The 25,157-nt window shown below is 71.7% G+C and carries 23 protein-coding genes and 2 pseudogenes; 11 read left to right on the top strand and 14 right to left on the bottom strand.

What is annotated here, in order from left to right:
* Window positions 1-4: 4 nt before the first annotated feature.
* Window positions 5-949, bottom strand: a complete 945-nt coding sequence (locus AQJ64_RS42195) for a prenyltransferase/squalene oxidase repeat-containing protein (protein ID WP_055638333.1) — start codon at window positions 947-949, stop codon at window positions 5-7.
* A gap of 78 nt (window positions 950-1,027) precedes the next feature.
* On the opposite strand from AQJ64_RS42195, the gene AQJ64_RS42190 reads away from it, so the two are divergent.
* The 6 genes from AQJ64_RS42190 to AQJ64_RS42165 all read left to right on the top strand — a co-directional run bounded on the left by AQJ64_RS42190 (window position 1,028) and on the right by AQJ64_RS42165 (window position 8,017).
* A complete protein-coding gene (locus AQJ64_RS42190) occupies window positions 1,028-1,222 on the top strand; it encodes a DUF3046 domain-containing protein (RefSeq protein WP_055638332.1) in 195 nt (64 codons plus the stop codon).
* Between the two features lie 60 nt (window positions 1,223-1,282).
* On the top strand, window positions 1,283-2,536 hold the full coding sequence (locus AQJ64_RS42185; RefSeq protein WP_079062277.1) for an AI-2E family transporter: 1,254 nt from the start codon (window positions 1,283-1,285) through the stop codon (window positions 2,534-2,536).
* 234 nt (window positions 2,537-2,770) lie between these two features.
* Window positions 2,771-3,898 carry a recombinase RecA gene (recA, locus tag AQJ64_RS42180; protein WP_055638331.1) on the top strand — a complete coding sequence of 376 codons (1,128 nt, stop codon included), beginning with the start codon at window positions 2,771-2,773 and terminating at the stop codon, window positions 3,896-3,898.
* Window positions 3,899-3,901: 3 nt separating this feature from the next.
* A complete protein-coding gene (gene recX, locus AQJ64_RS42175; protein WP_055638330.1) occupies window positions 3,902-4,699 on the top strand; it encodes a recombination regulator RecX in 798 nt (265 codons plus the stop codon).
* A gap of 142 nt (window positions 4,700-4,841) precedes the next feature.
* Window positions 4,842-5,486, top strand: a complete 645-nt coding sequence (locus AQJ64_RS42170) for a winged helix-turn-helix domain-containing protein (protein WP_059203498.1) — start codon at window positions 4,842-4,844, stop codon at window positions 5,484-5,486.
* Complete coding sequence (locus tag AQJ64_RS42165; RefSeq protein ID WP_055638534.1) at window positions 5,483-8,017, top strand: FtsX-like permease family protein; 2,535 nt, start codon at window positions 5,483-5,485, stop codon at window positions 8,015-8,017. Before AQJ64_RS42170 ends, AQJ64_RS42165 begins: the two co-directional genes overlap by 4 nt.
* Window positions 8,018-8,141: 124 nt before the next feature.
* On the opposite strand, the pseudogene AQJ64_RS47320 reads toward AQJ64_RS42165, so the two are convergent.
* The 9 genes and pseudogenes from AQJ64_RS47320 to AQJ64_RS42130 form a co-directional block, all read right to left on the bottom strand.
* Window positions 8,142-8,360: pseudogene (locus tag AQJ64_RS47320) on the bottom strand (IS481 family transposase); the annotation flags it as partial.
* 105 nt (window positions 8,361-8,465) lie between these two features.
* A complete protein-coding gene (locus tag AQJ64_RS42160) occupies window positions 8,466-8,870 on the bottom strand; it encodes a rhodanese-like domain-containing protein (RefSeq protein WP_338060021.1) in 405 nt (134 codons plus the stop codon).
* The gene (locus tag AQJ64_RS42155) at window positions 8,867-9,406 is read right to left on the bottom strand and encodes a cupin domain-containing protein (protein WP_079062275.1); all 540 of its coding nucleotides are present in this window, start codon (window positions 9,404-9,406) and stop codon (window positions 8,867-8,869) included. Before AQJ64_RS42155 ends, AQJ64_RS42160 begins: the two co-directional genes overlap by 4 nt.
* Window positions 9,407-9,500: 94 nt before the next feature.
* Entirely contained in the window at window positions 9,501-9,548 is a 48-nt protein-coding gene (locus AQJ64_RS52145; protein WP_309506048.1) for a hypothetical protein, read from the bottom strand.
* A gap of 129 nt (window positions 9,549-9,677) precedes the next feature.
* Window positions 9,678-11,279 carry an FAD-dependent monooxygenase gene (locus tag AQJ64_RS42150; RefSeq protein WP_059203501.1) on the bottom strand — a complete coding sequence of 534 codons (1,602 nt, stop codon included), beginning with the start codon at window positions 11,277-11,279 and terminating at the stop codon, window positions 9,678-9,680.
* Window positions 11,280-11,566: 287 nt separating this feature from the next.
* On the bottom strand, window positions 11,567-12,478 hold the full coding sequence (locus AQJ64_RS42145) for an amino acid ABC transporter permease (RefSeq protein WP_055637430.1): 912 nt from the start codon (window positions 12,476-12,478) through the stop codon (window positions 11,567-11,569).
* Window positions 12,475-13,140 (bottom strand): amino acid ABC transporter permease, encoded by a 666-nt coding sequence (locus tag AQJ64_RS42140; RefSeq protein ID WP_055637431.1) that lies wholly within the window; start codon window positions 13,138-13,140, stop codon window positions 12,475-12,477. The genes AQJ64_RS42145 and AQJ64_RS42140 overlap by 4 nt, the downstream gene beginning before the upstream one ends.
* A 306-nt stretch (window positions 13,141-13,446) precedes the next feature.
* Window positions 13,447-14,307 carry a glutamate ABC transporter substrate-binding protein gene (locus AQJ64_RS42135; RefSeq protein ID WP_055637432.1) on the bottom strand — a complete coding sequence of 287 codons (861 nt, stop codon included), beginning with the start codon at window positions 14,305-14,307 and terminating at the stop codon, window positions 13,447-13,449.
* 54 nt (window positions 14,308-14,361) lie between these two features.
* Window positions 14,362-15,141 (bottom strand): amino acid ABC transporter ATP-binding protein, encoded by a 780-nt coding sequence (locus AQJ64_RS42130; protein WP_055637433.1) that lies wholly within the window; start codon window positions 15,139-15,141, stop codon window positions 14,362-14,364.
* 288 nt (window positions 15,142-15,429) lie between these two features.
* On the opposite strand from AQJ64_RS42130, the gene AQJ64_RS42125 reads away from it, so the two are divergent.
* Both AQJ64_RS42125 and AQJ64_RS42120 read left to right on the top strand, forming a co-directional pair.
* Entirely contained in the window at window positions 15,430-16,116 is a 687-nt protein-coding gene (locus tag AQJ64_RS42125; RefSeq protein ID WP_055637434.1) for a response regulator transcription factor, read from the top strand.
* Window positions 16,117-16,125: 9 nt separating this feature from the next.
* Entirely contained in the window at window positions 16,126-17,538 is a 1,413-nt protein-coding gene (locus AQJ64_RS42120; RefSeq protein ID WP_055637435.1) for a sensor histidine kinase, read from the top strand.
* Here the strand turns inward: AQJ64_RS42120 and AQJ64_RS42115 are convergent.
* Window positions 17,528-18,526: a TAXI family TRAP transporter solute-binding subunit gene (locus tag AQJ64_RS42115; RefSeq protein ID WP_059203496.1), complete on the bottom strand. Its 999-nt coding sequence runs from the start codon at window positions 18,524-18,526 to the stop codon at window positions 17,528-17,530. The two genes, AQJ64_RS42120 and AQJ64_RS42115, sit on opposite strands and share 11 nt — an antisense overlap.
* 148 nt (window positions 18,527-18,674) lie before the next feature.
* On the opposite strand from AQJ64_RS42115, the gene AQJ64_RS42110 reads away from it, so the two are divergent.
* Window positions 18,675-19,085: a pyrophosphohydrolase domain-containing protein gene (locus tag AQJ64_RS42110; RefSeq protein ID WP_059203495.1), complete on the top strand. Its 411-nt coding sequence runs from the start codon at window positions 18,675-18,677 to the stop codon at window positions 19,083-19,085.
* 15 nt (window positions 19,086-19,100) lie between these two features.
* On the opposite strand, the gene AQJ64_RS42105 is transcribed toward AQJ64_RS42110, so the two are convergent.
* The 3 genes from AQJ64_RS42105 to AQJ64_RS42095 form a co-directional block, all read right to left on the bottom strand.
* A complete protein-coding gene (locus AQJ64_RS42105) occupies window positions 19,101-20,507 on the bottom strand; it encodes a hypothetical protein (RefSeq protein ID WP_055632306.1) in 1,407 nt (468 codons plus the stop codon).
* A gap of 326 nt (window positions 20,508-20,833) precedes the next feature.
* Window positions 20,834-22,054 carry a cation:proton antiporter gene (locus AQJ64_RS42100; RefSeq protein WP_055632307.1) on the bottom strand — a complete coding sequence of 407 codons (1,221 nt, stop codon included), beginning with the start codon at window positions 22,052-22,054 and terminating at the stop codon, window positions 20,834-20,836.
* A 4-nt stretch (window positions 22,055-22,058) separates the two neighbouring features.
* Window positions 22,059-22,544 (bottom strand): cation:proton antiporter regulatory subunit, encoded by a 486-nt coding sequence (locus tag AQJ64_RS42095; protein ID WP_055632308.1) that lies wholly within the window; start codon window positions 22,542-22,544, stop codon window positions 22,059-22,061.
* A 214-nt stretch (window positions 22,545-22,758) separates the two neighbouring features.
* Here AQJ64_RS42095 and AQJ64_RS42090 point away from each other — a divergent pair.
* Together AQJ64_RS42090 and AQJ64_RS42085 are read left to right on the top strand one after the other, a co-directional pair.
* A pseudogene (locus AQJ64_RS42090) lies at window positions 22,759-23,664 on the top strand (sensor histidine kinase); the annotation flags it as partial.
* Window positions 23,665-24,395: 731 nt separating this feature from the next.
* Window positions 24,396-25,154 carry a response regulator gene (locus tag AQJ64_RS42085; protein ID WP_397804736.1) on the top strand — a complete coding sequence of 253 codons (759 nt, stop codon included), beginning with the start codon at window positions 24,396-24,398 and terminating at the stop codon, window positions 25,152-25,154.
* The last annotated feature ends 3 nt before the right edge of the window (window positions 25,155-25,157 follow it).

The following is a 25,157-nucleotide window of genomic DNA, read 5'->3' as shown; positions in this document are numbered from 1 at the left end:
GCGATCAGCCGATCGGGCGGCCGTGGGCCCGCAGGGTGCGCAGGGCCTCGATCGTCACCATGGGGCGTGCCTCCAGGGTCGGCGCCGGGGCCCAGTGGCGCCATCGGACCGGCCAGCCGCCGTCCTCCTGCTGCTCGCTCGCGAGGAGGTCCAGGGAGCGTGCCATCTCGTCGTCCGTGAACCACGTGCGCGCGAGGGAGCGCGGAGTACGCGCGAAGTCGTGCGGGAAGTGGTGCTCGCCGGGGGCGTACCCGGGCGCCACCGGGAACGCGTCCAGGTGGTCGGGGTCCAGCGCCGCCAGGCGTTGGCCGCGCACCAGGCGGCCCAGGCGGTCGGCGGCCGCCTCCGCGCGCGGGCGGTCGGGAGTGGAGTCCAGGAAGGCGACGGCGGCCTCGATCTCGTACGGGTGGGACCGCTCCAGGCAGTCCACGGCCTGCCAGCAGAAGTCCGTGGCCCGGAACAGCCAGGCGTGCCACACGTCGTTGCGGTGCAGCAGGCCCACCACCGGGCCCGTGGCCAGCAGGTCGCTGGGCGGGTCGTCCACGATCGGGACGAAGGGGGCGGCGGGGTAGCCGCGCTGGCCGGGATCGATCGCGGGGAGGGCGCCGTCGGCGGTGGAGACCGCGGTGAGATAGCGGCACACCCGCTCGACGCGCTGCCCGCCGAGCCGGCCGACGCGGTCCAGGACCCGCAGCGCGTGCGCGGTGTGCAGGGGCTGGCTCACCGGGCCCCGCAGATCGGGCTCCAGCGCGTGGCCGTAACCGCCGTCCTCGTTGCGGTAGGCGTCCAGCGCCGCCTCGACGGGGTCGGCGCCGCCGTGCAGGAACTCGTAGGCGAAGAGGCGCTGCTCCAGCACGCGCGCGGTGAGCCAGACGAAGGACTCGGCGCGGAAGAGCGGGGAACGCGCCGGGGGCGTCGGGGGGAGTGGGGATGCTCCGGTTTCGGCCATGGTCAGACCGTAGGGCGGAAAGCGGTCTCGGCAGGCGGTCCCGGCGGGTGCCACCCCCGGGGGCGGGATACTGGGGGCATGCGGTTGACGGTCTTCTGGCAGCGGATGGACGAGCACTTCGGCACGGGCTACGCCGAGACGTTCGCGCGTGATCACGTGATGACGGAACTCGGCGGGCGCACCGTGGACGAGGCGCTGGCGGACGGCTGGGAGGCCAAGGACGTGTGGCGCGTGGTCTGCGCGGTGATGAACGTTCCCGCGGAGCTGCGCTGATCCACAGGGAAGATCACCCGGGGGTGCCGGAGTGTCGGCGCCGTAGGCGAGACTTGTGCCGTGGCACCCACTGACGAGACCGGGCAGGCGGCCCGGCACGCATCCCCGTCCGGCACGACGCCGCCGAACCGGCCCCCGGCCGACGTCGCCGTCGCGGCGGGCGAGCGCATGCCGCGCTGGCTCCCGCGCGCGATGGTCCTCGCGCTCGCGCTCGTCGGTGTGTTCCAGCTGGGCACCTGGGCCTTCCACCAGGTCATCGGCCTGCTGCTCAACATCCTCATCGCGTTCTTCCTGGCCCTCGCGGTGGAACCCGCGGTCAGCCGGATGGCGGCCCGCGGGATGCGCAGGGGGTTCGCCACCTTCCTGGTCTTCTTCGGCCTGCTGATCATGGTCGCCGGGTTCTTCACGCTGCTCGGCTCGATGCTCGCGGGGCAGATCATCAAGATGATCGAGGGCTTCCCGGACTACCTCGACTCCGTGATCAACTGGGTCAACACCACGTTCCACACCGATCTTCGCCGCGTGGACATCCAGGAGGGCCTCCTCCACTCGGACTGGCTGCGGAAGTACGCCCAGAACAGCGCCGCCGGTGTCCTGGACGTCTCCACCCAGGTGCTGGGCGGGCTCTTCCGGCTGCTGACGATCGCCCTGTTCTCGTTCTACTTCGCCGCCGACGGACCGCGCCTGCGCCGCGCACTGTGTTCCGTCCTGCCGCCCGCCAAGCAGGCCGAGGTGCTGCGCGCGTGGGAGATCGCCGTCGCCAAGACCGGCGGGTACCTGTACTCCCGCGGGCTGATGGCGCTGATCTCGGGGGTCGCGCACTATGTCCTGCTGGAGGCGCTCGGCATCCCCTACGCGCCCGTGCTCGCCGTGTGGGTGGGGGTGGTCTCGCAGTTCATCCCCACCATCGGCACCTATCTCGCGGGCGCTCTGCCCATGCTGATCGCCTTCACGGTCTCGCCGTTGTACGCGCTGTGGGTGCTGATCTTCGTCGTGGTCTACCAGCAGTTCGAGAACTACATGCTCCAGCCGAAGCTGACCTCGAAGACCGTCGACATCCATCCCGCGGTCGCCTTCGGTTCGGTCATCGCCGGCACGGCCCTCCTCGGTGCCATAGGCGCCCTGATAGCCATCCCGGCCGTCGCCACCCTCCAGGCGTTCCTGGGCGCCTACGTGAAGCGCTACGACGTCACCGACGACCCGCGCGTCCACGGTCACCGGGGCCGCGGCGACGGCACGCGGCTGCTCCACCGCGTGCGGAGCCTGTGGGTGAGAGCGCGAGAGCAGCGCGGAAGCCGCTCGACCGGAAACTGAGGTTTCCGCGGCTCCTGAGCAGTGGTCGGTGTCGTGTGGTGCGCTTGACATGAAAATCGAACATCCATTCTTATGGAGACTCCAGCGAAGCTCGCGATGGGGGTTACATCCCGATTTGGGCGAGGAAATCCCTGAGTTATCCACAGGCTGGACCGGCGTCGGGGCGCATTGTCAGTGGCAGGCGTTAGCGTCTTTGACGTGAAGCGATCGACTCAAGCAAACCGGGTGGAACCCATGGCAGGAACCGACCGCGAGAAGGCCCTGGATGCCGCACTCGCACAGATTGAACGGCAGTTCGGCAAGGGCGCGGTCATGCGCATGGGCGAGCGGCCGAACGAGCCCATCGAGGTCATCCCCACAGGGTCGACCGCACTCGACGTCGCGCTCGGCGTGGGCGGCATCCCGCGCGGCCGAGTGGTGGAGGTGTACGGACCGGAGTCCTCCGGCAAGACGACCCTGACGCTGCACGCGGTGGCGAACGCGCAGCGGGCCGGAGGCCAGGTGGCCTTCGTGGACGCGGAGCACGCCCTCGACCCCGAGTACGCGCGCAAGCTCGGCGTCGACGTCGACAACCTGATCCTGTCCCAGCCGGACAACGGCGAGCAGGCCCTGGAAATCGTGGACATGCTGGTCCGCTCCGGCGCCCTCGACCTCATCGTCATCGACTCCGTCGCCGCGCTCGTCCCGCGCGCGGAGATCGAGGGCGAGATGGGCGACAGCCACGTCGGTCTCCAGGCCCGTCTGATGAGCCAGGCGCTGCGGAAGATCACCAGCGCGCTCAACCAGTCCAAGACCACCGCGATCTTCATCAACCAGCTCCGCGAGAAGATCGGCGTGATGTTCGGCTCGCCGGAGACCACGACCGGTGGCCGGGCGCTGAAGTTCTACGCCTCGGTGCGCATGGACATCCGCCGCATCGAGACCCTGAAGGACGGCACCGACGCGGTCGGCAACCGCACCCGGGTCAAGGTCGTCAAGAACAAGGTCGCGCCGCCCTTCAAGCAGGCCGAGTTCGACATCCTCTACGGCCAGGGCATCAGCCGCGAGGGCGGTCTGATCGACATGGGCGTGGAGCACGGCTTCGTCCGCAAGGCCGGCGCCTGGTACACGTACGAGGGCGACCAGCTCGGCCAGGGCAAGGAGAACGCCCGTAACTTCCTGAAGGACAACCCCGATCTCGCCAACGAGATCGAGAAGAAGATCAAGGAGAAGCTGGGCGTCGGCGTCCGCCGGGAGGAGCCCGCCGCCGAGCCGGGCACGGATGCCGCGGCCACTCCGGGCGCGCCCGCGGACGAGGCCAAGACGGTACCGGCATCCGCCGCCAAGACCGCCAAGACCAAGGCCGCGACCGCCAAGAGCTGATCCGTGACACGACGAACGGACTGGGCCGAGTACGACGCCCACCCCGGCACCTCCTGGGAGCCGGGGAGCGGGGACCACGACGGTTCCGCCCGGGGCGGCGACGACCGGCCGGGTGACCTGCCGTACGGCGACGACGGCGCGCAGGGTGACGGCCCGCGCCGTGGCGGCCGGGCGGCCGGACGCGGTGGCGAGGGCGGCCCGCGCGGCGGGCGCGGACGTCGTCGTCGCGGCTTCGGAGAGCCGTCCGCCGAGGACGGAGGCTCTTCTCCCTCGTCGAGGGCCGAGCGGGAAGAGTCTTCGGGGGACCCGGCTGAGCGGGCGCGGGCGATCTGTCTGCGCCTGCTCACCGGGACCCCGCGCACGCGGAAGCAACTCGCCGACGCCCTGCGCAAGCGGGAGATCCCGGACGACGTCGCCGAGGAGGTGCTCTCGCGGTTCGAGGAGGTCGGGCTGATCGACGACAGTGCCTTCGCGGACGCCTGGGTGGAGTCCCGGCACCACGGCCGCGGACTGGCCCGGCGCGCGCTCGCGCGGGAGCTGCGGACCAAGGGGGTCGCCCCGACGCTGATCGACGAGGCCGTCGCCCAGCTCGACTCCGAGCGGGAGGAGGAGACCGCGCGTGACCTCGTCGCCCGCAGACTCCGCTCGACCCGAGGCCTCGACCGCGACAGACGGATCCGCCGCCTCGCGGGCATGCTCGCCCGCAAGGGCTACTCCGAGGGCATGGCCCTGCGGGTGGTCCGGCAGGCGCTGGAGGAGGAGGGGGAGGACACGGAGTTCCTCATGGAGTACGGGGACTGAGGGTGTGAAAGCGGAAAGGCTGGAAACACACGTGCGCTGATCCTCTTCGCGGACGAGTGCGGCTGGGGGTGGGGAAAACCCCCGCTGAGGACACCGGGCCACCGCAATGCACAGACGGGTGTGCACAGACGACTGTGTACGCATGCCCCCAGCGCTTCCTACGCCCGTCGAGATCGGTGATCTCGCCGCGCTCAAGGCACTCGCCCAGCCCCGCCGTCAGCGCATGCTCGAACATCTGACGCTGCACGGCCCCGCCACCTCGGCGACCCTCGCCCGAGCCCTCGCCCTGAACACCGGATCCACCAGCTACCACCTGCGTGAACTGGCCAGACACGGTCTCGTCGAGGAGACCGGCGGGGAGCCTCCCGAGGCACGGGACGCGGCACCGTCCGCGCACCGGGAGCGCTGGTGGCGGGTGGTGCCCGGCGATCGCCGCTTCCCGCCGCGCAGCCGCCAGAGCCCCGAGATGCGGCATGTCATGGACGAGCTGAACCACCATGCCTACGCCGCCGACCTGGACCTCTTCGAGCGGCTCCAGCGGGGCGCGGCCGACGGCGACCCCTGGGCCGACGCCTTCCCGTACTCGCGCGGGACGATCCGGCTCACGCTGCCCGAACTCCGGGAGTTCTTCGAGGAGTACATCGCCCTCCTCAACCGCTACAAGCGCCCCGAGACCGAGACCGAGACCCCGCCCGGCGCACGCACCGTCCTCACCCGCCTGTTCGCCCACCCCGCCCCCGACCCCCACGAGCAGGCACACAACAGAAGAGAGACCGGTCCGTCATGATGCTGCGCTACGCCCTGAAGACCGTCCGCGCCCGCAAGGCGGGCTTCCTCGGCGCCTTCCTCGCCCTCATGTGCGCGGCCGCCCTGATCACCGCGTGCGGCACCCTGCTGGAGACGGGACTGCGCGGCACCATCCGCACCGAGCGGTACGCGGCCGCGCCGATCGTGGTCTCCGCCGACCAGAACGTCCACCGGACCACCGTCACACACAAGAAGGGCAGGACGAAGGTCAAACACAAGGCCAAACCCATCGCCGAGCGCGCCTGGCTCCCCGCCGACCTCGGGAAGACCATCGCCGCCCTGCCCGGCACCGCCCGAGTGGTCCCCGAACTCACCTTCCTCGCCCAGCCCCTGACATCCACGGGCACCGGAGCCGAAGGCAGGCCCGGCTACGGCCACGCCTGGGACTCCGCCGCGCTGACGCCGTACCGCCTCACCACGGGCGCCGCCCCCACGAAGCCGACCGACGTCGTCGTCGACCGCGACCTCGCCGAGCGCGCCCACCTCGCACCCGGCGACCGCCTCACCGTCCAGTCGACGCAGGCCCCGCGCACCTACCGCGTCTGCGGAATCGCGGCACCCGCCACGGCCGTACACCACCAGACCTCCCTCTTCTTCTCCGCCGAGGAGGCCCGGCGCCTCGCCGCGCGCCCCGGCCAGGTCACCGCCTTCGGGGTGGTGCCGAAGACGGGCACCGACCCGGAGCGGCTGCGGCAGGCCGTGGCCACGGCGCTGCACGGCACCGGAGCGCGGGTCAGCACCGGTGGCGCCCGCGGCCCGGTCGAGTTCCTGGACGCCGCCGCGGCCCGCACCAGGCTGGTCAGCATGGGCGGCGCGATGGGCGGCACCTCCTTGCTGGTGGCGGTCCTCGTGGTCGTCGGGACCTTCGCGCTCTCCGTCCAGCAGCGCCATCGCGAACTCGCCCTGCTGCGGGCCGTCGCCGCCACCTCCGGACAGATCCGCGGGCTCCTCGGCCGCGAGGCCCTGATCGTCGGAGCGGCCGCCGGCACGGTCGGGGCAGGCCTCGGACTGGTGCTGGGCGGTCGGCTGTACGACAGGTTCGTCGCCCTGGGCGCCGTGCCCGCCACGCTTCAGCACACCGTCAGCGTCCTCCCGCCGGTCGCCGCCGTCGCCGCGACCCTGTTCGGGGCCTGGGCCGCCGCCCGTATCGCCTCCCGGCGGGTCGCCCGGATCCGGCCGGCCGAGGCGCTCGCCGAGGCCCGGACCGAACGCACCCGACCCGCCTGGGGCCGGCTCCTCGCCGGTCTGCTGCTGTTCGCCGGCGGCGCCGCGCTCGTCGCCGTGCTCAGCGCCCTGCGGACCGAACCCGCGTCGACGCCCGTCACCTTCCTCGCCGTCGTCGTCCTGTCCACCTCCGTCGCCCTGCTCGGGCCGCTCCTGGTCGCAGCGGCCGCGCTGGTCCTGTCCGGCCCGCTGCGGCTGACCGGCCACGGCGGCAGGCTCGCCACCGCCAACCTCCGCGGCAACGCCGCCCGGATGGCCTCCGTCGTCACTCCTCTCACCCTGCTCATCGGCATGACCTGCACCGTGCTGTTCGTGCAGCCCACCCTCGGTGACGCGGCCCGAGCCCAGGCCCGCGAGGGCGTCCGCGCCGACTGGGTCGTCGCCTCCCGGGGACCCGGCGTCCCGGCCGAGGCGGCGCGACAGCTCCGTACGGGACACGACGCCGTCACCGAGGTCGTCCGGACCACCGTCAGAGTCGGCCTCGACAAGTACGCGGCACAGGGCGTCACCCCGGACGGGCTCACCCGCACCTGGGACCCCGACGTCACCGCCGGCTCCCTCTCCAGGCTCACCGAGGACACCATCGCCGTCAGCGAACTGGCCGCGGACCAGCTTCACTTGACGCCCGGCAGCATCCTGAGGCTCACGCTCGGCGACGGCACGCCCGCCACCCTCACCGTCGCCGCCGTCTATACCAGGGGCCTCGGCTTCGGAGACCTCACCTTCGCGCACGACCTCCTCGCCCGCCACGTCGACAACCCGCTCTCCTCCTCCCTCCTCGTCAGCACGGACCGCTCACAGACACAACTCGCGACTACGCTCCGTAGGTTCCCGGGACTCACGGTGATTTCCCCGGCCGACGCAGACTCGCTCCAGGCCGAGCGGCAGCAGGCGAACGCGGAGGTCAACCTGCTCGCGATGGGGCTCGTCCTGGCCTTCACGGCGATCGCCGTGGTCAACACGCTGGCGATGTCGGTCTCCGAACGGGTCCGGGAGTTCGCGCTGCTGCGCCTCGCGGGGGCGACCCGCCGTCAGGTGCTGCGCATGCTGCGCACCGAGGCCCTGGCGGTGCTCCTGCTGGCCACGACCCTGGGCAGCGCCATCGCCCTGGCGGTCCTCACCGCCTTCAGCCTCGGTATGACCGGTCGCGCGGCACCGGCGGTCACACCGCTCGTGTACGCGGTCGTGGTCGCCGTGGCCGGACTGCTCGCCCTCGTCGCCACCTCCTTGCCCGGCCGGGTAGCCCTGCGGGTCCGCGCGGTGACGGTGGCCACGGCCAAGGAGTGAGACCGGGCGGCGGCGGCCGGGGAGCGGCGGCCGAGGACCGGCCGGTGCGCCGGGGCCAGGTGTATCGACCCGCAGCGTTGTGCACACGGCTGACGGGTGGCCGGCCTGCGAGTGCGGTGTGGCTGCGGTGGTGGTTGCAGGTGTGCAGGCCCAGCACGGGGCCGATGCGGGCCGGCCCGAGCTTGCGGGCCTGCCGCAGTCGGCAGACGCGGGCCTCCACGGTCGCCGCGGTGCGGTGTGGCGTCGTGCGCGGCCTGCCGGAGCGATCGGCAAGGCCCGCCTCGCCCTCGGATCGCCGGCGCCGGATCCCCTTGTGGGCCGTGGCTCGGGAGCATCGCCTCTCCGGCGGCCACAACACGAAGACCCCGTGCGGTGAAGACTCGACACCTCCACCACACCGGAGGTCTTCGCCATGATCAAGCCCTGCCGGTGTCGACAACGCTCGTGATCAATGCACCTGGGGTGTCACCGGCAGTCCCGCCGCCTTCCAGGCCTGGAAGCCGCCGGTCAGATCGGTGGCGCGGTGCAGCCCGAGCTGGTGCAGGGAGGCGGCCGCCAGGCTCGACGCGTAACCCTCGTTGCAGATCACGACGACCCGGAGATCGTGGCCAGTGGCCTCGGGGAGGCGGTGACTGCCCTGCGGGTCGAGCCGCCACTCCAGTTCATTGCGCTCGACGACCACGGCCCCGGGGATCAGACCGTCCCGTTCGCGCAGGGCCGCGTACCGGATGTCGACGAGCAGCGCCTCACCCGCGCGTGCGGCCTCGTACGCCTCGTGGGCCTCCACGCGCGCGTACCCCGCACGCACCCGGTCGAGCAACGCGTCTATGCCGAGCGGGCTGTCGTCACTCACTGCCAGTCCTCCGGGCGCTCGACCTGCTCCAGGCGGAGGACCTGCCCCGTGCGGCTGAAGCGGCGGATGCGCGGCAGCGGCGGGTAATAGGCGTGGACCGAGACGGCGTGTTCCTCGCCCGACTCGTTGAGCACCTCGTGGACGTGGTGGCGGCCGAAGGAGCGGCCCCGGCCGGCGGGCAGGGTGCGTTCCCGGTCCACGCCGTCGGTCAGCTCCAGGGTCTTCCAGCCGTCGGTGGGCAGCCGCGCGGCGAGCGAGTACTCCTTGAGCTCGCCCCGGGCGGTCACGAAGGCGCCCACCGAGTCGGCGTGGTCGTGCCAGCCCGTGCCGGTGCCGGGAGGCCAGCCGATCAGCCAGGCCTCGCTGCCACCGGGCCCCTCCAGGCGCACCCAGGTGCGGCCCTCGGGATCGAGGGGCAGGGAGGCGACCAGCTCGGTGTCGGCGGCTGTCCGCCGGACGAAGTCGAGGAGGTCCGCCTGGGTGGGCGGGGCCTGCGAGGGGGCCGCACCGGGGGACACGACGGGGGAGACAGACACGGACACCGTCCTGGGAACGTTCGCTGGAGCGTGCGTCGGCGCGCGGGCGCGCAGGCGCCTCGGCGGCGCACGCCGGTGGGAGAGGGGGGCGAGTTCAGCAGGAGGGGCGACACACGCAGCCCGCATAGCGGACGAGGTCCATATGGACCCTCCGCCACAGGCGCACATCGGTGTCGGTCACGATCCGGAGTACACCACGCCGGTGGTGGCCGGTCAACTCACTGTCACCATACGGACAGCACAGTGACAGTGAGTACGGTCACCCGTCCGCCTACTGCGCCGCCGACCCCGCCGTCGCCTCCTCCGTCGCCTTTCCGCCCGCCGCCGCCTCCGCCGCCGCGTACAGGTCGGCCGGGCGCACCCCGTTCAGCGCGGTGACCAGGTGACCGTCGGGCCGTACCAGCAGCACGGTGTGGGCGGCGGCGCCCGGGTAGCTCTCGGCCACGAGCAACTCGGCCGGGGTCGGCAGGGCCGTCACGGCGGCGGCCAGCCGGGGCATCAGCCCGGCGCTCACCCAGTGGCGGCGCTCCCACACACCCGTACCCGGCGCGATCAGCACGACGAGCAGCCTGCCCCGGCCGAGCCGGTCCCGCAGCTGTACGAAGGAACCGTCCTCGGCGGTCACCCGCACGTCCTCGACCGCCGAGCCGAGGGGCGTGTCCACCGGCACCTCCGCCTCCAGATGCTGCGGCGCGAGCGGCGAGCCGGCGTAGGTGCCCGGCGCGCCGAGCTGGCCGCGTCCCAGGTGGCCGTCGGAGAGCAGCACGTCGTGGCCGCGGGCCGCGCCGGGGACGTACGACCTTATGCCGCCGCTTCCGCGCAGCAGCGGCAGCACCTGGTCGGCCGCGCGCAGCCGGGCGGCGACCACCGCGCGGCGCTCGGTCTGATAGCTGTCGAGCAGTGCCTCGTGCGGACCGTGGTGCCAGGTCAGGCCCAGCTTCCAGGCGAGGTTGTCGGCGTCCCGCAGCCCCTCGTCGAGCCCCTGGGTGCCGAGTGCGCCGAGCAGGTGCGCGGCGTCGCCGGCGAGCAGGATCCGGCCCACGCGCCAGCGGCGGGCGAGCCGGTGGTGCACGGTGTGCACGCCGGTGTCGAGCAGCTCGTACTCCGGTGTCGGGCCCTCGCTCCAGCCCGCCAGGGTCTCGCGGACGCGGGCCACCAGCAGCTCGGGGGTGACCAGGTCCTTGCCGGGCGGGAGCAGCCAGTCCAGGCGCCAGACGCCGTCCGGCAGCGGGCGTCCGGTGACCTCCCCGGCGGAGGGACCGGACGAGCGCCACGGCGGTGTCCGATGGAGCAACGCCTCGCCGTCCCACGGAAGTTCCACGCGCAGTGCGGCCACGGCGTGTCGCTCCACCGCGGTACGGCCGGGGAAGCGGATGTCGAGGAGTTTGCGGACCGTGGAGCGGGGGCCGTCGCAGCCGATCAGATGGCTGCCGCGCCACCAGGTGCCCCGGGGGCCGCGGGTGTGGGCGGTCACACCGGAAGGTTCCTGCTCGACCGAGTCCAGCCGGCTGTCCACGGTGATCTTGACCAGTCGCTCGCGCGCGAGGGCGGTGCGCAGGGCGCCGGTCAGCACGTGCTGGGCGATGTGCAGCGGGGCGGGTTCGCCCTCGCCGAACACGACCTCGTTCGTCACCTGCCGGCGCCGCATCGACCGCCATCCCGACCAGCGCATCCCCGCCTCGCCCAGGGGCACCCCGGTGAGCCGCTCCATGAGGGCGGCGGTGTCCTCGCGCAGCACGACGGTGCGCGCGAGCCGCGGTTCGTCCTTTCCGGGGCCCTCGTCGAGCACGACCGAGGGCACCTCCTGGCGTGCCAGGGCCAGGGCGAGCGTGAGGCCGACCGGCCCCGCTCCGACGATGATCACCGGGTCCACGGCGTGGCGCTCCCTGCCTTCGACGGTGTCCTCGGGGACGAGAGTGAACAACAGGTTGGAGCAGGGTGCACGATCACAGAACGTATGCAACCCATTGTCGTTGTTTGCGTCAAGCGACGAAAGGCAGTGGCGCGCGGAGCGATGTGTCCCGGCCAGAGACGGGGCGTCCCGTGGCGCGTGTCGCCGACCGACGGTACGTGCGGGGCAGGTCCCGGTACGACAGACAAAAGACGGAGGCAGCGGCATACGCCACTGCCTCCGTCCGGGGCGTTCCGCTTGAGTACGCGTCAGAAACTGGCTCCGCCCGCGCCGGTGCCGTAGCTGCCGCCGACCTCGGCCGCGTTGAGGTCGTCCACCTTCTCCGCGCCGAGCACCGCGCCGGTGCTGCGCTTGCTGCGCCGCAGCCGTTGCTCCAGCCAGCTCGCGAAGCTGGTCAGCAGGAAGTTGAGGACGATGAACATGACCGCGACCACGATGAAGCTCGGGATCACGTTGGCGTAGTTGGCGGCGAGCGTGCCACGCGAGTTCAGCAGCTCGGTGAAGCCGATCATCACACCGCCGAGCGCGGTGTCCTTCACGATGACCACCAACTGGCTGACGATCGCCGGGAGCATCGCGGTGACCGCCTGCGGCAACAGGATGCTGCTCATGGTCTGCCCCTTGCGCAGACCGATGGCGTACGCCGCCTCGGTCTGGCCCTTCGGCAGGGCCAGGATGCCAGCCCGTACGACCTCGGCGAGCACCGCCGCGTTGTAGAGGACCAGGCCCGTGACGACGGCGTACAGGGGCCGGTCCTCGCTGGTGACGTCGGTGGAGCGGGCGTAGAACTCGTTGGCGAACAGCATGAGCAGCAGCACCGGGATGGCGCGGAAGAACTCCACCATCGTGCCGGCCGCGACCCGTACCCACCGGTGGTCGGACAGCCGGGCGATGCCGAAGACCGCGCCCAGCGGAAGGGCTATCACCATGGCCAGCGCCGCGGCCTTCAGCGTGTTGGCGAGGCCGGGCAGCAGATACGTCGTCCACGCCTCGGACTCCGTGAACGGCTTCCACAGGGCGGAGGTGAGCTGGTCCTTCTGGTCCATCTTCTGCCACATCCACCACAGCAGCAGCACGACGAGGACGCCGAAGGCCACCGAGAGGGCGAGATTGCGCCGCCTGGCGCGGGGGCCGGGAGTGTCGTAGAGGACGGAACTCATCGCTTCACCGCCAGTCGCTTGCCCAGCCAGCCCAGGAGGAGGCCGGTCGGCAGGGTCAGGACCACGAACCCGAAGGCGAAGACCGCGCCGATGAGCAGCGTCTGTGCCTCGTTCTCGATCATCGTCTTCATCAGATAGGCGGCCTCGGCGACGCCGATCGCGGCCGCCACCGTGGTGTTCTTGGTCAGCGCGATCAGGACGTTGGTCAGCGGGCCGATCACCGCGCGGAACGCCTGGGGCAGGACGATGAGCAGCAGGGTCTGGTGGAAGCCCAGGCCGATCGCGCGGGCCGCCTCCGCCTGGCCGAGTGGCACGGTGTTGATGCCGGAGCGCAGCGCCTCGCAGACGAAGGCCGCGGTGTAGCCGGCCAGGCCGAGCACGGCCAGCCGGAAGCCCTGGACGTCGAAGTCCGAGGCACCCAGGGTCATTCCGAAGATGTCGGCGAGGCCGAGCGAACTGAACAGGACGATGACCGTCAGGGGGATGTTCCGGACGACGTTGACGTAGACGGTGCCGAAGCCGCGCATCACCGGGACCGGGCTGACCCGCATCGCGGCCAGCAGGGTGCCCCAGACCAGGGACCCCACGGCGGAGAGGGCGGTGAGTTTCACCGTCATCCAGAACGCCCCGAGGACGTCGTAACCTTCAAGAAAGTCGAACACGATCTCCCGCGCTTCCGGGTGGGTGGCGTATGAGGAGGGCGGGGCGTGCCGCCGCCCTGATCGCGACGGACGGCGGCGCACCGCGGAAATCCCGCTGGGCGGTGACCAGGACCTGTCCGGCCGATCCGCCGCAGGCGGCAAGGTGTGGCCCGCACTCCCCCGGAGGGGCCCCGGCCGCGTTGCCGTCGGTTGCCGACGCTCGGCGTCGACGCCCTCCTCCGCCGTGCAGCCGCACGCACCACACCCCGCTCACCTGTTGCTGATCAGTCGCCGCCGCTTTTTGGCGACGTGATCGGCCGGTAGGTCCTAGGAGGCGTTCGGGACGATGACGCCGATCTTCGGGGCCTGCTCGTTCTTGTAGTTCGCCGGGCCGAAGTTGGCGTCGACCGCCTTCTGCCAGGAGCCGTCGCTGACCATCTTCTCCAGCGCCTTGTTGATCTTGTCGACGGTCGCGGAGTCGCCCTTCTTGACGCCGACGCCGTAGTTCTCGTTGCTCAGCTTCAGACCGGCGAGCTTGAACTTGCCCTTGTACTGGTCCTGGGAGGCGAAGCCGGCGAGGATCGAGTCGTCGGTGGTGACCGCGTCCACGGCACCGTTCTGGAGGGCGGCGATGCACTCCGAGTAGGAGCTCACCTTCTTGAGCTTCGCGTCCGGCGCGATCGTCTTCTGCACGTTCTGCGCCGAGGTCGAACCGGTCACGGAACACAGCTTCTTGCCGTTGAGGTCCGTGCCCTTGGCGATGGTCGAGTCGGTCTTGATCAGCAGGTCCTGGTGGGCCAGCAGGTACGGGCCGGCGAAGTCGACCTTCTGCTTGCGCTCGTCGGTGATCGAGTAGGTCGCGGCGATGAACTTGACGTCCCCGCGCGCGAGGGCGTTCTCGCGGTCGGCGCTCTTGGTCTCGACGAACTCGATCTTGTCCGCGTCGTAGCCGAGCTGCTTGGCGACATAGGTGGCGACGTCCACGTCGAAGCCGGCGAAGGTGCCGTCGGGCTTCTTCAGGCCGAGGCCGGGCTGGTCGTACTTGATGCCGATCTTGATCGTGCCGCCGCCGCCCCCGCTGCTGGAGCTGCCGCTGGTGTCGTCCTTCTTGTCGCCGCCGCAGGCGGTGGCGGACAGGGCGAGGGCGAGCACGACGGCCGAGGCGGCGGTGACCTTGCGAAGCTTCATGGCTACTTCCTTAAGGAGTGAAGAAGGGCTGAGCGCGATGCGGGTGCCGGCGGTTCAGTGGTGCAGGATCTTCGACAGGAAGTCCTTGGCACGGTCACTGCGCGGGTTGCTGAAGAACTGCTCGGGTGCGGCTTCCTCGACGATGCGGCCGTCGGCCATGAAGACCACACGGTTCGCGGCCGATCGCGCGAAGCCCATCTCATGGGTGACGACGATCATGGTCATGCCCTCCCGGGCGAGCTGCTGCATGACCTCGAGGACCTCGTTGATCATCTCCGGGTCGAGGGCCGAGGTCGGCTCGTCGAAGAGCATCACCTTGGGGTCCATGGCCAGCGCCCGGGCGATGGCGACGCGCTGCTGCTGACCGCCCGAGAGCTGGGCCGGGTACTTGTCCGCCTGAGTGCCCACGCCGACGCGGTCCAGCAGGGCGCGTGCCTTGTCCTCGGCCTGCCTCTTGTCGGCCTTGCGGACCTTGATCTGGCCCAGCATCACGTTCTCGAGCACGGTCTTGTGCGCGAACAGGTTGAACGACTGGAAGACCATGCCGACGTCGGCGCGCAGCCGCGCCAGCGCCTTGCCCTCCTGGGGCAGCGGCTTCCCGTCGATCGTGATCGTGCCGTCGTCGATCGTCTCGAGACGGTTGATGGTGCGGCACAGGGTCGACTTCCCGGACCCGGAGGGCCCGATGACCACGACGACCTCACCGCGGGTGATCGTCAGATCGATGTCCTGGAGCACGTGCAACGCGCCGAAGTGCTTGTTGACGCTCTTCAGGACGACGAGATCGCCGCCGGGCGGGACCGCGTCTTGCTTGGTCACCGATACTTCGGTCATCGCTCTCAGGCTCCGTCCACCTCGGTTTCGGAGGACAGTAGTGACCGGCCGCGACCAGCGTCATTACATCTGAGGGGAATCTGAGCATCACGATCCGATAGCAATCGGACACGTGTCGTAGCACTTGCGACCTGCGTGCGTATCGGGCGGGTAACGGAAGTCGCGTGCAACCGGAACCCACTTGACTGCGTCCTCGTCCATCAGCGTGACTGCAGGGTGCGCACGCGCGCGTGCCCGGCGTTTTGTACCCAAACAGACCAAAAAGCCGATGAATCGGAGGGGGCCTGGATGAGACTGCTCCTCGTCGAGGACGACAACCATGTCGCCGCCGCGCTGTCCGCGGTCCTCAAACGGCACGGTTTCGACGTCACGCACGCCCGCAACGGCGAGGAGGCGCTCCAGGCGCTCGTTCCCGAAGGCCCCGGCTTCGGAGTCGTCCTGCTCGACCTCGGTCTGCCCGACCAGGACGGCTACGAGGTCTGCGGCAAGATCCGCAAGCGCACCGCCACCCCGGTGATCATGGTGACGGCCCGTTCCGACGTGCGCTCCCGCATCCACGGCCTCAACCTGGGCGCCGACGACTACGTGGTGAAGCCTTACGACACCGGGGAGTTGCTCGCCCGGATCCATGCCGTCGCCCGGCGCACCGTTCACGAGGACGCCGGCACGGCCGCCGAGGACGCGCTGCGGCTCGGACCCGTACAGATCGAACTGCCCACGCGACGCGTCACGGTGGACGGCACGGTCGTCCAGCTGACCCGCAAGGAGTTCGACCTGCTCGCGCTGCTCGCCCAGCGGCCCGGTGTCGTCTTCCGCCGCGAGCAGATCATCAGCGAGGTGTGGCGCACCAGTTGGGAGGGGACCGGGCGCACCCTGGAGGTGCACGTCGCCTCCCTGCGCGCCAAGCTGCGCATGCCCGCCCTGATCGAGACCGTCCGCGGCGTCGGGTACCGGCTCGTCGCCCCGGCCGGGTAGCGGGGACCGTTGCGTACACGTCTGCTGCCGCTGCTCATCGTCCTGATGGCGGCCGTACTGCTCGCCCTCGGGATGCCGCTGGCCGTCAGCGTGGCCGGGGCGCAGCAGCAGCGGGTGGTCGTCGACCGGATCGACGACACCGCGCGCTTCGCCGCGCTCGCGCAGAACGTCACCGTGCCGTCGGGCACGGACGCGAGCGCGTCCGCGTCCATGGAAGAGCGGCTGCTCACGCTCGCACGCGAACTCGACAGCTACTACGAGGTCTACGACATCCGTGCCGCGGTCTTCTCCACCACCGGTGCCCCGTTGGCCCGAGCACCCAAGGGTTTCGCTCTCCCCCGCATAGGTGAGGTGCGGGAGGCGTACGCCGAGGCCCTGCTCAGCCGTCGCAGCCATGACCCCCGGCAGGTGTGGCCCTGGCAGCGCAGCCGTCTCGTCGTGGCGTCGCCGGTCATCCGGGACGGTGACGTGGTCGCGGTCGTCGTCACCGACTCGCCCACCGGGCCGATGCGGTCACGGATCCTGCACGGCTGGCTGGTCGTCGGCGCGGGCGAGGTGGCCGCGATGCTGCTGGCCATCGGGGCCGCGCTGCGGCTGACCGGATGGGTCCTCAAACCCGTGCGCGTGCTGGACATCACCACACACGCGATCGCCAGCGGCCGGCTGAAGTCCCGGGTGGCGGTGGCCAGCGGACCGCCGGAACTCAGGCGGCTGGCCCGGTCGTTCAACGAGATGGCCGACAACGTCGAGGACGTGCTGGAGCAGCAGCGCGCCTTCGTCGCCGACGCCTCGCACCAGTTGCGCAACCCGCTCGCGGCGCTGCTGCTGCGCATCGAACTGCTCGCCTACGAACTCCCCGAGGACAACGAGGAGATCGCCTCCGTCCAGAGCGAGGGCAAACGCCTGGCCCAGGTCCTGGACGACCTGCTCGACCTCGCCCTGGCCGAGCACACCGAGGCCGATCTCAGGGTCACCGACATCGGCGCGCTGACGGCCGAGCGCGTCGCCGCCTGGGCGCCCACGGCCGAGGCCAAGGGGGTGCGGCTGGTCGGCGACTGCCCGGCCACCACGGCCTGGGCCGACCCCGTCACCCTGTCCAGCGCGCTGGACGCGGTGATCGACAACGCGGTGAAGTTCACCCCGGAGGGCGAGCGCGTCGAGGTGAGGGTCGCGGCCGACGGCGAGAACTCCACCGTCGTCGTCACCGACCACGGCCCCGGCCTCACCGACGAGGAACTCACGCGCGTGGGCGACCGCTTCTGGCGCAGCGGCCGTCACCAGAACATCAAGGGCTCGGGCCTCGGCCTGTCCATCACCCGCACCCTGCTCGCGGCGGGCGGCGGCTCGCTCTCGTACGACCGTCACGAGCCGAACGGGCTGAAGGTGACGGTGTCGGTGCCGAGGGCCCGGCCTACGGCTTGACCGAGCGGTAGTAGCGCCGGGCGCCGTCGTGCAGGGGGAGCGGGTTGGTGTCGATCGCGGTGCGCAGGTCGACCAACTGCGCGGAGTGGACCCGCGAGCCGATGTCGTCCCGGCTCTTGATGACGATCCGGGTCATCCACTCGGTGAGCCGCGGATCCATGTCCGTACGGGTGATCAACACGTTGGACACGGCGATCGTCGGGACCGTCTCGCCGTTCTGGACGCTGCGGTACACCGACTCGGACATGTTCGTGGCCCGGTAGTAGCTCGTGGAGCTGTCCTGGCCGTGCATCTTGGCGACGAGGGCGGCGTCGATCGGCACGAACCGGAAGGCGAAGGTCTTCGCCAGGTCCGTCAGACCGCCCGTGGGGATGCCGCCCGACCAGAAGAACGCGTCGATCTCCCCCTGCCTCAGGGCCTGCGGGCCGTTGTTGATGCCCTTCTCCACGGCCTTGACGTCCTTGTCCGGGTCCAGGCCCGCCGCCTGGAGCACCCGGTTGGCTATCAGACGCACACCCGAGCCGGACAGGCCCGTGGCCACCGTCTTGCCCTTCAGGTCGGCGACGGAGCGGACGTCGGAGTCACGCGGCACCACCAGTTGGACGTAGTCGTCGTAGAGCCGCGCCACCCCGCGCAGCCGGGCCGCCGAGCCCGGGTGCCGCGACTCGTACAGCTGCACGGCGTCGGCCGCCGCGATGGTGAAGTCGGCACCGCCCGTCGCCACGCGCTCGACGTTGTCCTGCGAGCCGTTGCTGGACCTCAGGATCACGGTCAGACCCGGCATGTCCTTGGCGAGCGCGTCGCGCAACTGGGCGCCGTACGACTGGTAGACGCCGCGGGACGTGCCCGTGCTGAAGGTGATCGTCCCGCTCGGCGGATCCTCGCCCAGCGGCAGCAGCCACCACAGCAGCAGCCCGAGCACGACGACACCGGCCGCCGCCCCCTGCCGGGCCTGGCGTCTGCCGATACGCGAGAGAACCTTGGACATGCGCCGATCCTGCCAGCCGGGGCGTGGGGCTGGCCAGGGCGGGGCTCACAGAGGCGGGCGGGGGCGGGCCGGGCCGGGGCGGCCGGGGCACCGGGGGCGGGTGGGCGTTCCGGGGCCGCTGTCAGTGGGGGTGGTTACAGTCGGGGGCATGAGCATTTCCTCGCCCGCGGACCTGGTCCGTGACTTCCACCGTGCCTTCGGGCTCGACGCGCGCAGCACGCCCACGGAGGTGTCGCCGGGCCTCGCGGCGCACCGCGGTGAGCTGCTCGCCGAGGAGGCGGCGGAGGTCGCCGAGGTGTCGGTGAGCGGCCCGCTGGACCGGCTGGCGCATGAACTGGCCGATGTCGTCTACGTCGCGTACGGCACCGCGCTGGTGCACGGGATCGACCTCGACGCGGTGATCGCCGAGATCCACCGCTCGAACATGACCAAGCTCGGCCCCGACGGACAGGTCTCCCGCCGGGCCGACGGCAAGGTGCTCAAGGGGGACCACTACGAGGCACCGGACGTCTCGGCGGTGCTGCGCCGCCAGGGATGGATACCCGGCGGCGCCGCCTGATCGGCCGGACAGGACCTAGGGGGAGCTGCCCGCCAGCTTCCACTCCCGGTGGAGTGCGCCCAGGGGGATGTCCTTGCCGAACACCGGGGTGCCGAAGATGGTCAGCTGGAGCCGCAGGGTGCCGGTGAGGTCGACCCCGCCGTAGAGCGCCCAGGTGCCGTCGGCCTCGAACACTTCGTCGGTGCCGGTGACCGTGGCGGTGCCCTCGCCGCGGACGTACGGCGCGAGGTCGGCGACGACGCCGACACTGCCGTAGAGGCCGACGCTCGCCTCGGCTCCGAGGGCCGCCTTCGCGCTTCCGGCGGTGGTGACGGACGTGTGCACGGGGGTGCTGGTCATGTCGGAGGAGCTGACCGGCGTCCAGCCCTGGCCGAGGCCGAAGGTGCCGCCGGCCTTGAAGTCGCCCTCGAGGCTCTGTTCCACGTCCACGGTGATCTTTCCGTCGCCGCTGATCTCGACGTAACAGGTCAGATCGAGGTTGACCACGACGGGGACGGGGCCGACCTGGAGGACGGGGTCGGCGTGCAGGGTGGCGAAGGGGATCCGGGTGGGGGTGGCGGAGGCGCCCGCCCGGCCCTTGAGCGACCAGCCCGAGGTCCAGTCCCCGGACACGCCAAGATAGGCCGAGGCGGGTGCGGTGTCGGTGCCCTCGCCGCCGTACCGGAAGTCGACCTGCGGGGCGACCTGGACGAAGCCCTCGACGGAGGCGTCCGCGGAGGCGGAACCCCGGGCCACGGTGGGCAGTTCGGCGCGCACGTCGAGCCGCAGGCTGCCGAGCGGGACCGTCGCCCCCTCCGGCCCGACGTGGACGTCACCCGTGCTCGACCAGGAGACGTCGACGCCGGGCAGCAGCTTGTCGATGTCGAAGGCGGCCGGGTCGACGGGCACGCTGCCCTTGGCGGTGTCGTCCCCGAGCAGGGCGTTGAGCCGGGCCGGTTCGGTCTGCACCTCCGTGCCCTGCTCGGTCTCGCCGATCACCTTCGTGACCTTGGCGAGGAGTCCCTGCGGGGCGCCGGGCGCGGGAGCGCTGGCGATGACGTCGCCGACGGCGGTGCCGGGGGTCTGCGACGTGCTCGGCGAGGGAGCGGAGCGCGTGGGGGACGAGCTCGGGGAGGTGCTCGGTGCCGGAGAGGAACTCCCGCCACCTGTACCGACGTTGGAGGAGATGACGGCCCGTCGGGTCTTCTTGTCGTACGAGGCGACGCTGAGCTTCGTCCGGTGCGCCTCGCCGGCGGAGCTGCCCGGACGGGCCGCGGCGGTCGCGGTGTCGGCCGGGGCGGCGGCGACCGCGAGGGCGCGGTCGTCGGAGGAGTCCGGGGTGTCTGCCTGCCGAGCGGCCGAGGCAGAGGGAGAAGCGGTCGGGGCGGGGGCGGAGGAACACCCCGCGGCGAGGAGGAGGGCGGATGCGGCCAAGGCGGGCATGAGGGCACGGCGGTGCGTCGTGCGTCTGCGCAAGGTCAGTCCTGGAGGTGGGGGGTGAGAGAGGGGGACCGGCCGGGCTCGGTGGATCCACCGGATGCCTACTGGCCGGTAACGAGCCATGAGCATGCCATGGCGCGCTCACCGGTACTCCATGATTCGGCCACCGGGGGGTGTGACCTACGGCACCTACGGCACCTACGGCATAGAGCCACACCCTCCCGATCCGCCCTGCCCCCTCGCCCGCCGACCGCCCGCGGCGGGCTGGGTCGCGGACCGCCCGCTCGGTCGCCAGTCGCCCGCTCGGTCGCCAGTCGCCCGCTCGGTCGCTAGTCGCCCACCGGCTCCTGCGCCCGTGTCTTCGGCTGCGGCCCGACCACGTCCTCCCGGGATGCCCGGCGGCCAGACCACCACAGGGCGAGCGGTTCCGTGTAGCGCGCGGTGAGCGGGCCCAGGACCACCAGGAGCAGCACGTACGCCGTCGCCAGCGGGCCGAGGGACGGCTCGATCCCGGCGGTGACCGCGAGACCGGCGATGACGATCGAGAACTCGCCGCGGGCGACCAGCGCGCCGCCCGTCCGCCAGCGGCCCTTGACGGAGATGCCCGCGCGCCGGGCCGCCCAGTACCCCGTGGCGATCTTCGTCGCGGCGGTGACGACGGCCAGCGCCAGCGCGGGCAGGATGACCGGAGGGATGCTCGCCGGGTCGGTGTGCAGCCCGAAGAAGACGAAGAAGATCGCCGCGAAGAGGTCCCGCAGCGGGCTCAGCAGGGTGTGCGCGCCCTCCGCCGCCTCCCCGGACAGCGCGATGCCCACGAGGAACGCGCCCACCGCCGCCGACACCTGCAACTGCTGCGCCACACCGGCGATCAGGATCGTCAGGCCCAGCACCACGAGCAGCAGCTTCTCCGGGTCGTCGCTGGAGACGAACCGGGAGATGACCCGGCCGTAGCGCACCGCCGCGAACAGTACGAGACCCGCGACGCCCAGCGCGACGGCCAGGGTGAGGCTGCCCGCAGCCAGCCCCACCCCGGCCACCAGCGCCGTGACGATGGGCAGATAGACCGCCATCGCCAGGTCTTCGAGGACCAGCACGCTGAGGATGACCGGCGTCTCGCGGTTGCCGACCCGGCCCAGGTCGTTCAGCACCTTCGCGATCACCCCGGACGACGAGATCCAGGTGACGCCCGCCAGCACCACCGCCGCCACCGGGCCCCAGCCCAGCAGCAGCGCCATGGCCGCGCCCGGCAGCGCGTTGAGGGCGCAGTCGACCAGGCCCGACGGGTAGTGCGACTTCAGGTTGGAGACCAGATCGCTCGCTGTGTACTCGAGGCCCAGCATCAGCAGCAGCAGGATGACGCCGATCTCGGCGCCGGTGGCGACGAACTCCTCGCTCGCACCCAGCGGCAGCAGCCCGCCCTCGCCGAAGGCCAGCCCGGCCAGCAGATACAGCGGTATCGGCGAGAACGAGAAACGGGCGGCGAACCGGCCGAGCAGCCCGAGCGCCAGGATGATGGAACCGAACTCGATCAGCAGAACTGCGGAGTGCACTCGATCACTCCCGCCCGAGTATCGCCGCGGCCGCGTCCACGCCCTCGCGGGTGCCGATCACGATGAGGGTGTCGCCGCCCGCCAGCCGGAAGTCCGGCGCCGGGGACGGGATGGCCTCGGCGCGCCGCAGCACCGCCACGATCGACGCGCCCGTATCGGTGCGCATGCGGGTGTCGCCGAGCAGCCGGCCGTTCCAGCGGGAGGCCCCCGCGACCTCGATGCGCTCGGCGACCAGGCCCAGATCACTGGTGTACAGCAGGCTCGGGCTGTGGTGGGACGGCATCAGCGCATCGATCAGCGAAGCGGCCTCCGCGCCGGTCAGGCGCAGCGACTGGGCGCAGGAGTCCGGGTCGTCGGCCCGGTACACGCCGACGGTGCGGGAGCCGTCACGGTGGGCCACCACGGACAGATGGCGCTGCTCTCGTGTCACCAGGTCGTACTGGACGCCGATGCCTGGCAACGGTGTCGTGCGGAGGCGTGGAGCAGACACTTTTCTTCCCCTTTTGCTCTTTTTGTTGTGTTCTTCTTGTTCTTCTTGTTCTTCGATGGAGTGGTCGTCGAAGGGCGCCCGGAGCGGTCATGCTGCCATCCGGTCGTACGGTGACGACATGGGTGTTGTGACGGATGGACAGGGGCGGTGGAGCCCGGAGAGGCTGGTCAGGGCTGTGCCGTGGGTGCGTGGCGGGAAGGGAGGGACCAGGAGCGTGTCGTTGTTCGTACGGATCTTCACGCTCAACGCCGTCGGTCTGACCGTGGCCGCCGCGCTGCTTCTGGGCCCGGTCACCGTCTCCACCCCGGTGCTGCCGGGCGAGGCACTCGTCGTCCTCGGGGGTCTTGCCGTGCTCCTGGCCGTCAACGTCCTGGTGCTGCGGGTGGGCCTGGCCCCGCTCGGGCGGCTGGGCCGGGCGATGGCCGGTGCCGACCTGCTGCGGCCCGGGGCCCGTGCCGTGGTCTCCGGGCCGGTCGAGACGGCGGAGCTGATCACCACGTACAACGCGATGCTCGACCGGCTGGAGGCCGAGCGTGCCGCCAGCGCGGCCCGTGCGCTGTCCGCCCAGGAGAGCGAACGCCATCGCATCGCGCGCGAACTCCACGACGAGGTCGGCCAGACCCTGACCGCCGTCCTGCTCCAGCTCAAGCGGGTCGCCGACCGCGCGCCGGACGACCTGCGCGAGGAACTGGGGCAGGCCCAGGACGCCACCCGTGCCGGGCTGGAGGAGATCCGGCACATCGCGCGCCGGCTGCGCCCCGGCGTCCTCGACGAGCTCGGCCTGATCAGCGCGTTGCGCTCGCTCGCGGCCGAGTTCACCACCCACGGGCTGACGGTGCGCCACGACGTGCACGCCGGTCTGCCTCCGCTGACCGAGGAGACGGAACTCGTGCTCTACCGGGTCGCCCAGGAAGCCCTCACCAACACCGCCCGGCACGCCGGCGCCGACCGCGCCGAACTCCGGCTGCGTCCGCTCGACGACGGCGTCGAACTCCTCGTACGGGACAACGGCAGAGGCCTCGGTACGTCGGACGGAGAGGGCGCCGGCATCACGGGCATGCGGGAACGGGCACTGCTGATCGGGGCGACGCTGGCTGTCGTATCGCCGAGCGGTGGAGGGCGTTGGGGGAGTGGCGGTGCCGGGGCAGGGCGCCCGGAGAACGGTGCATCTGGGGCGGGCGGTCCGGAGAAACGTTCTTCCGTCGCGGGTCGGCCGACGATCGGCGGCGCGGGCACGGACGTACGGCTGCGGGTGACGGCCGAGCCGACCACGGCGGCCGAGCCCGTCATGGCGGCTGGGCCCGCCGCGGTGGCTGAGCGCGCCGCGGTGACCGAGCCGGCCAGAGGCGACGGCGCTGGCGCGGTGGCTGGGCCCGCCACGGTGGCCGAGCCCGCCGCGGTGGCCGAGCGCGCCGCGGTGGCTGAGCCGGCCTCAGGTGACGGCGCTGGCGCGGTGGCCGAGCGCGCCGCGGTGGCTGGGCCCGCCACATGCGACGGCCCTGGCACGGCAGCTGAGCGCGTCGCGGCAGCCCAGCGTGCCGCGGCAGCCGAATCCGCCACGGGCGATGGCCAAGCCACGGGTGGCGGCCCCGCCACGGGCGACGGCCAAGCCACGGGCGACGGCCCCGCTACAGGCGATGGCCGCGCCACCGTCGACGGCCCCGCCACGGGCGACGGCCCCTGCGTAGGCGACGGCCCCTGCGTAGGCGACGGCCCCGTCACGGGTGAGGCCGAGGACACCCCGGGGGCCGCACCCCCGTTCGGAGCGGACCGATGACCCCGGACGGTCCGGTGCCGTCGGCCATGCCGCCCGTCACCCCGTCGGCCACGCCGTCCGTCACGCCGCCGGCCATGCCGGCAGGTCCTTCATCGGCCCGGTTCCCGGCGACCCAGTCAGGGGCGTCCCCGGTGAAACCGTCATCCCCGGAGACGGCCGCGCCCCCGCCCAGCCGCCCGCCGATCCGTGTCCTCCTCGCCGATGACCACACCCTCGTCCGCCGTGGGGTGCGGCTCATTCTTGATGGTGAGCCTGATCTGGAGGTGGTGGCCGAGGCCGGGGACGGGGCCGAGGCGGTCGAGCGGGCCCGGGCGGGGGACATCGACCTGGCCGTTCTCGACGTGGCGATGCCCCGGATGACCGGACTCCAGGCGGCGCGGGAGCTCTCCCGCCGACTGCCCGCCCTGCGCATCCTCGTCCTCACCATGTACGACAACGAGCAGTACTTCTTCGAGGCCCTCAAGGCCGGGGCGGGCGGTTATGTCCTGAAGTCCGTCGCCGACCGCGACCTGGTCGAGGCCTGCCGGGCCGTGGTGCGCGACGAACCGTTCATCTACCCCGGCGCCGAGCGGGCCCTGGTCCGCTCGTACCTGGAGCGGCTGCACCGCGGGGACGGAGTGGAAGGGCTGCCGGAGCGGCCGATCACCGAGCGCGAGGAGGAGATCCTCAAGCTGGTCGCCGAGGGCCACACCTCACGGGAGATCGGCGCCCTGCTCTACATCAGCGCCAAGACCGTCGAACGGCACCGGGCCAACCTCCTGCAGAAACTCGGCATGCGCGACCGTCTGGAGCTGACCCGATACGCCATCCGCGCCGGCCTCATCGACCCCTGAGCC

This window comes from Streptomyces griseoruber (genome assembly GCF_001514205.1).
In the GTDB taxonomy this organism is placed as follows: Bacteria; Actinomycetota; Actinomycetes; order Streptomycetales; family Streptomycetaceae; genus Streptomyces; species Streptomyces griseoruber.
This window is presented reverse-complemented; position numbering and strand designations above follow the sequence as displayed.

Coding starts and splice junctions, on each gene's coding strand:
- AQJ64_RS42170 (WP_059203498.1), top strand. CDS start 4,842: ATGCCCCCAGCGCTTCCTACGCCCGTCGAGATCGGTGATCTCGCCGCG.
- AQJ64_RS42145 (WP_055637430.1), bottom strand. CDS start 12,478: ATGAGTTCCGTCCTCTACGACACTCCCGGCCCCCGCGCCAGGCGGCGC.
- AQJ64_RS42105 (WP_055632306.1), bottom strand. CDS start 20,507: ATGCCCGCCTTGGCCGCATCCGCCCTCCTCCTCGCCGCGGGGTGTTCC.
- recA (WP_055638331.1), top strand. CDS start 2,771: ATGGCAGGAACCGACCGCGAGAAGGCCCTGGATGCCGCACTCGCACAG.
- AQJ64_RS42165 (WP_055638534.1), top strand. CDS start 5,483: ATGATGCTGCGCTACGCCCTGAAGACCGTCCGCGCCCGCAAGGCGGGC.
- AQJ64_RS42130 (WP_055637433.1), bottom strand. CDS start 15,141: ATGACCGAAGTATCGGTGACCAAGCAAGACGCGGTCCCGCCCGGCGGC.
- AQJ64_RS42195 (WP_055638333.1), bottom strand. CDS start 949: ATGGCCGAAACCGGAGCATCCCCACTCCCCCCGACGCCCCCGGCGCGT.
- AQJ64_RS42135 (WP_055637432.1), bottom strand. CDS start 14,307: ATGAAGCTTCGCAAGGTCACCGCCGCCTCGGCCGTCGTGCTCGCCCTC.
- AQJ64_RS42085 (WP_397804736.1), top strand. CDS start 24,396: ATGCCGGCAGGTCCTTCATCGGCCCGGTTCCCGGCGACCCAGTCAGGG.
- AQJ64_RS42115 (WP_059203496.1), bottom strand. CDS start 18,526: ATGTCCAAGGTTCTCTCGCGTATCGGCAGACGCCAGGCCCGGCAGGGG.
- AQJ64_RS42125 (WP_055637434.1), top strand. CDS start 15,430: ATGAGACTGCTCCTCGTCGAGGACGACAACCATGTCGCCGCCGCGCTG.
- AQJ64_RS42110 (WP_059203495.1), top strand. CDS start 18,675: ATGAGCATTTCCTCGCCCGCGGACCTGGTCCGTGACTTCCACCGTGCC.
- AQJ64_RS42190 (WP_055638332.1), top strand. CDS start 1,028: ATGCGGTTGACGGTCTTCTGGCAGCGGATGGACGAGCACTTCGGCACG.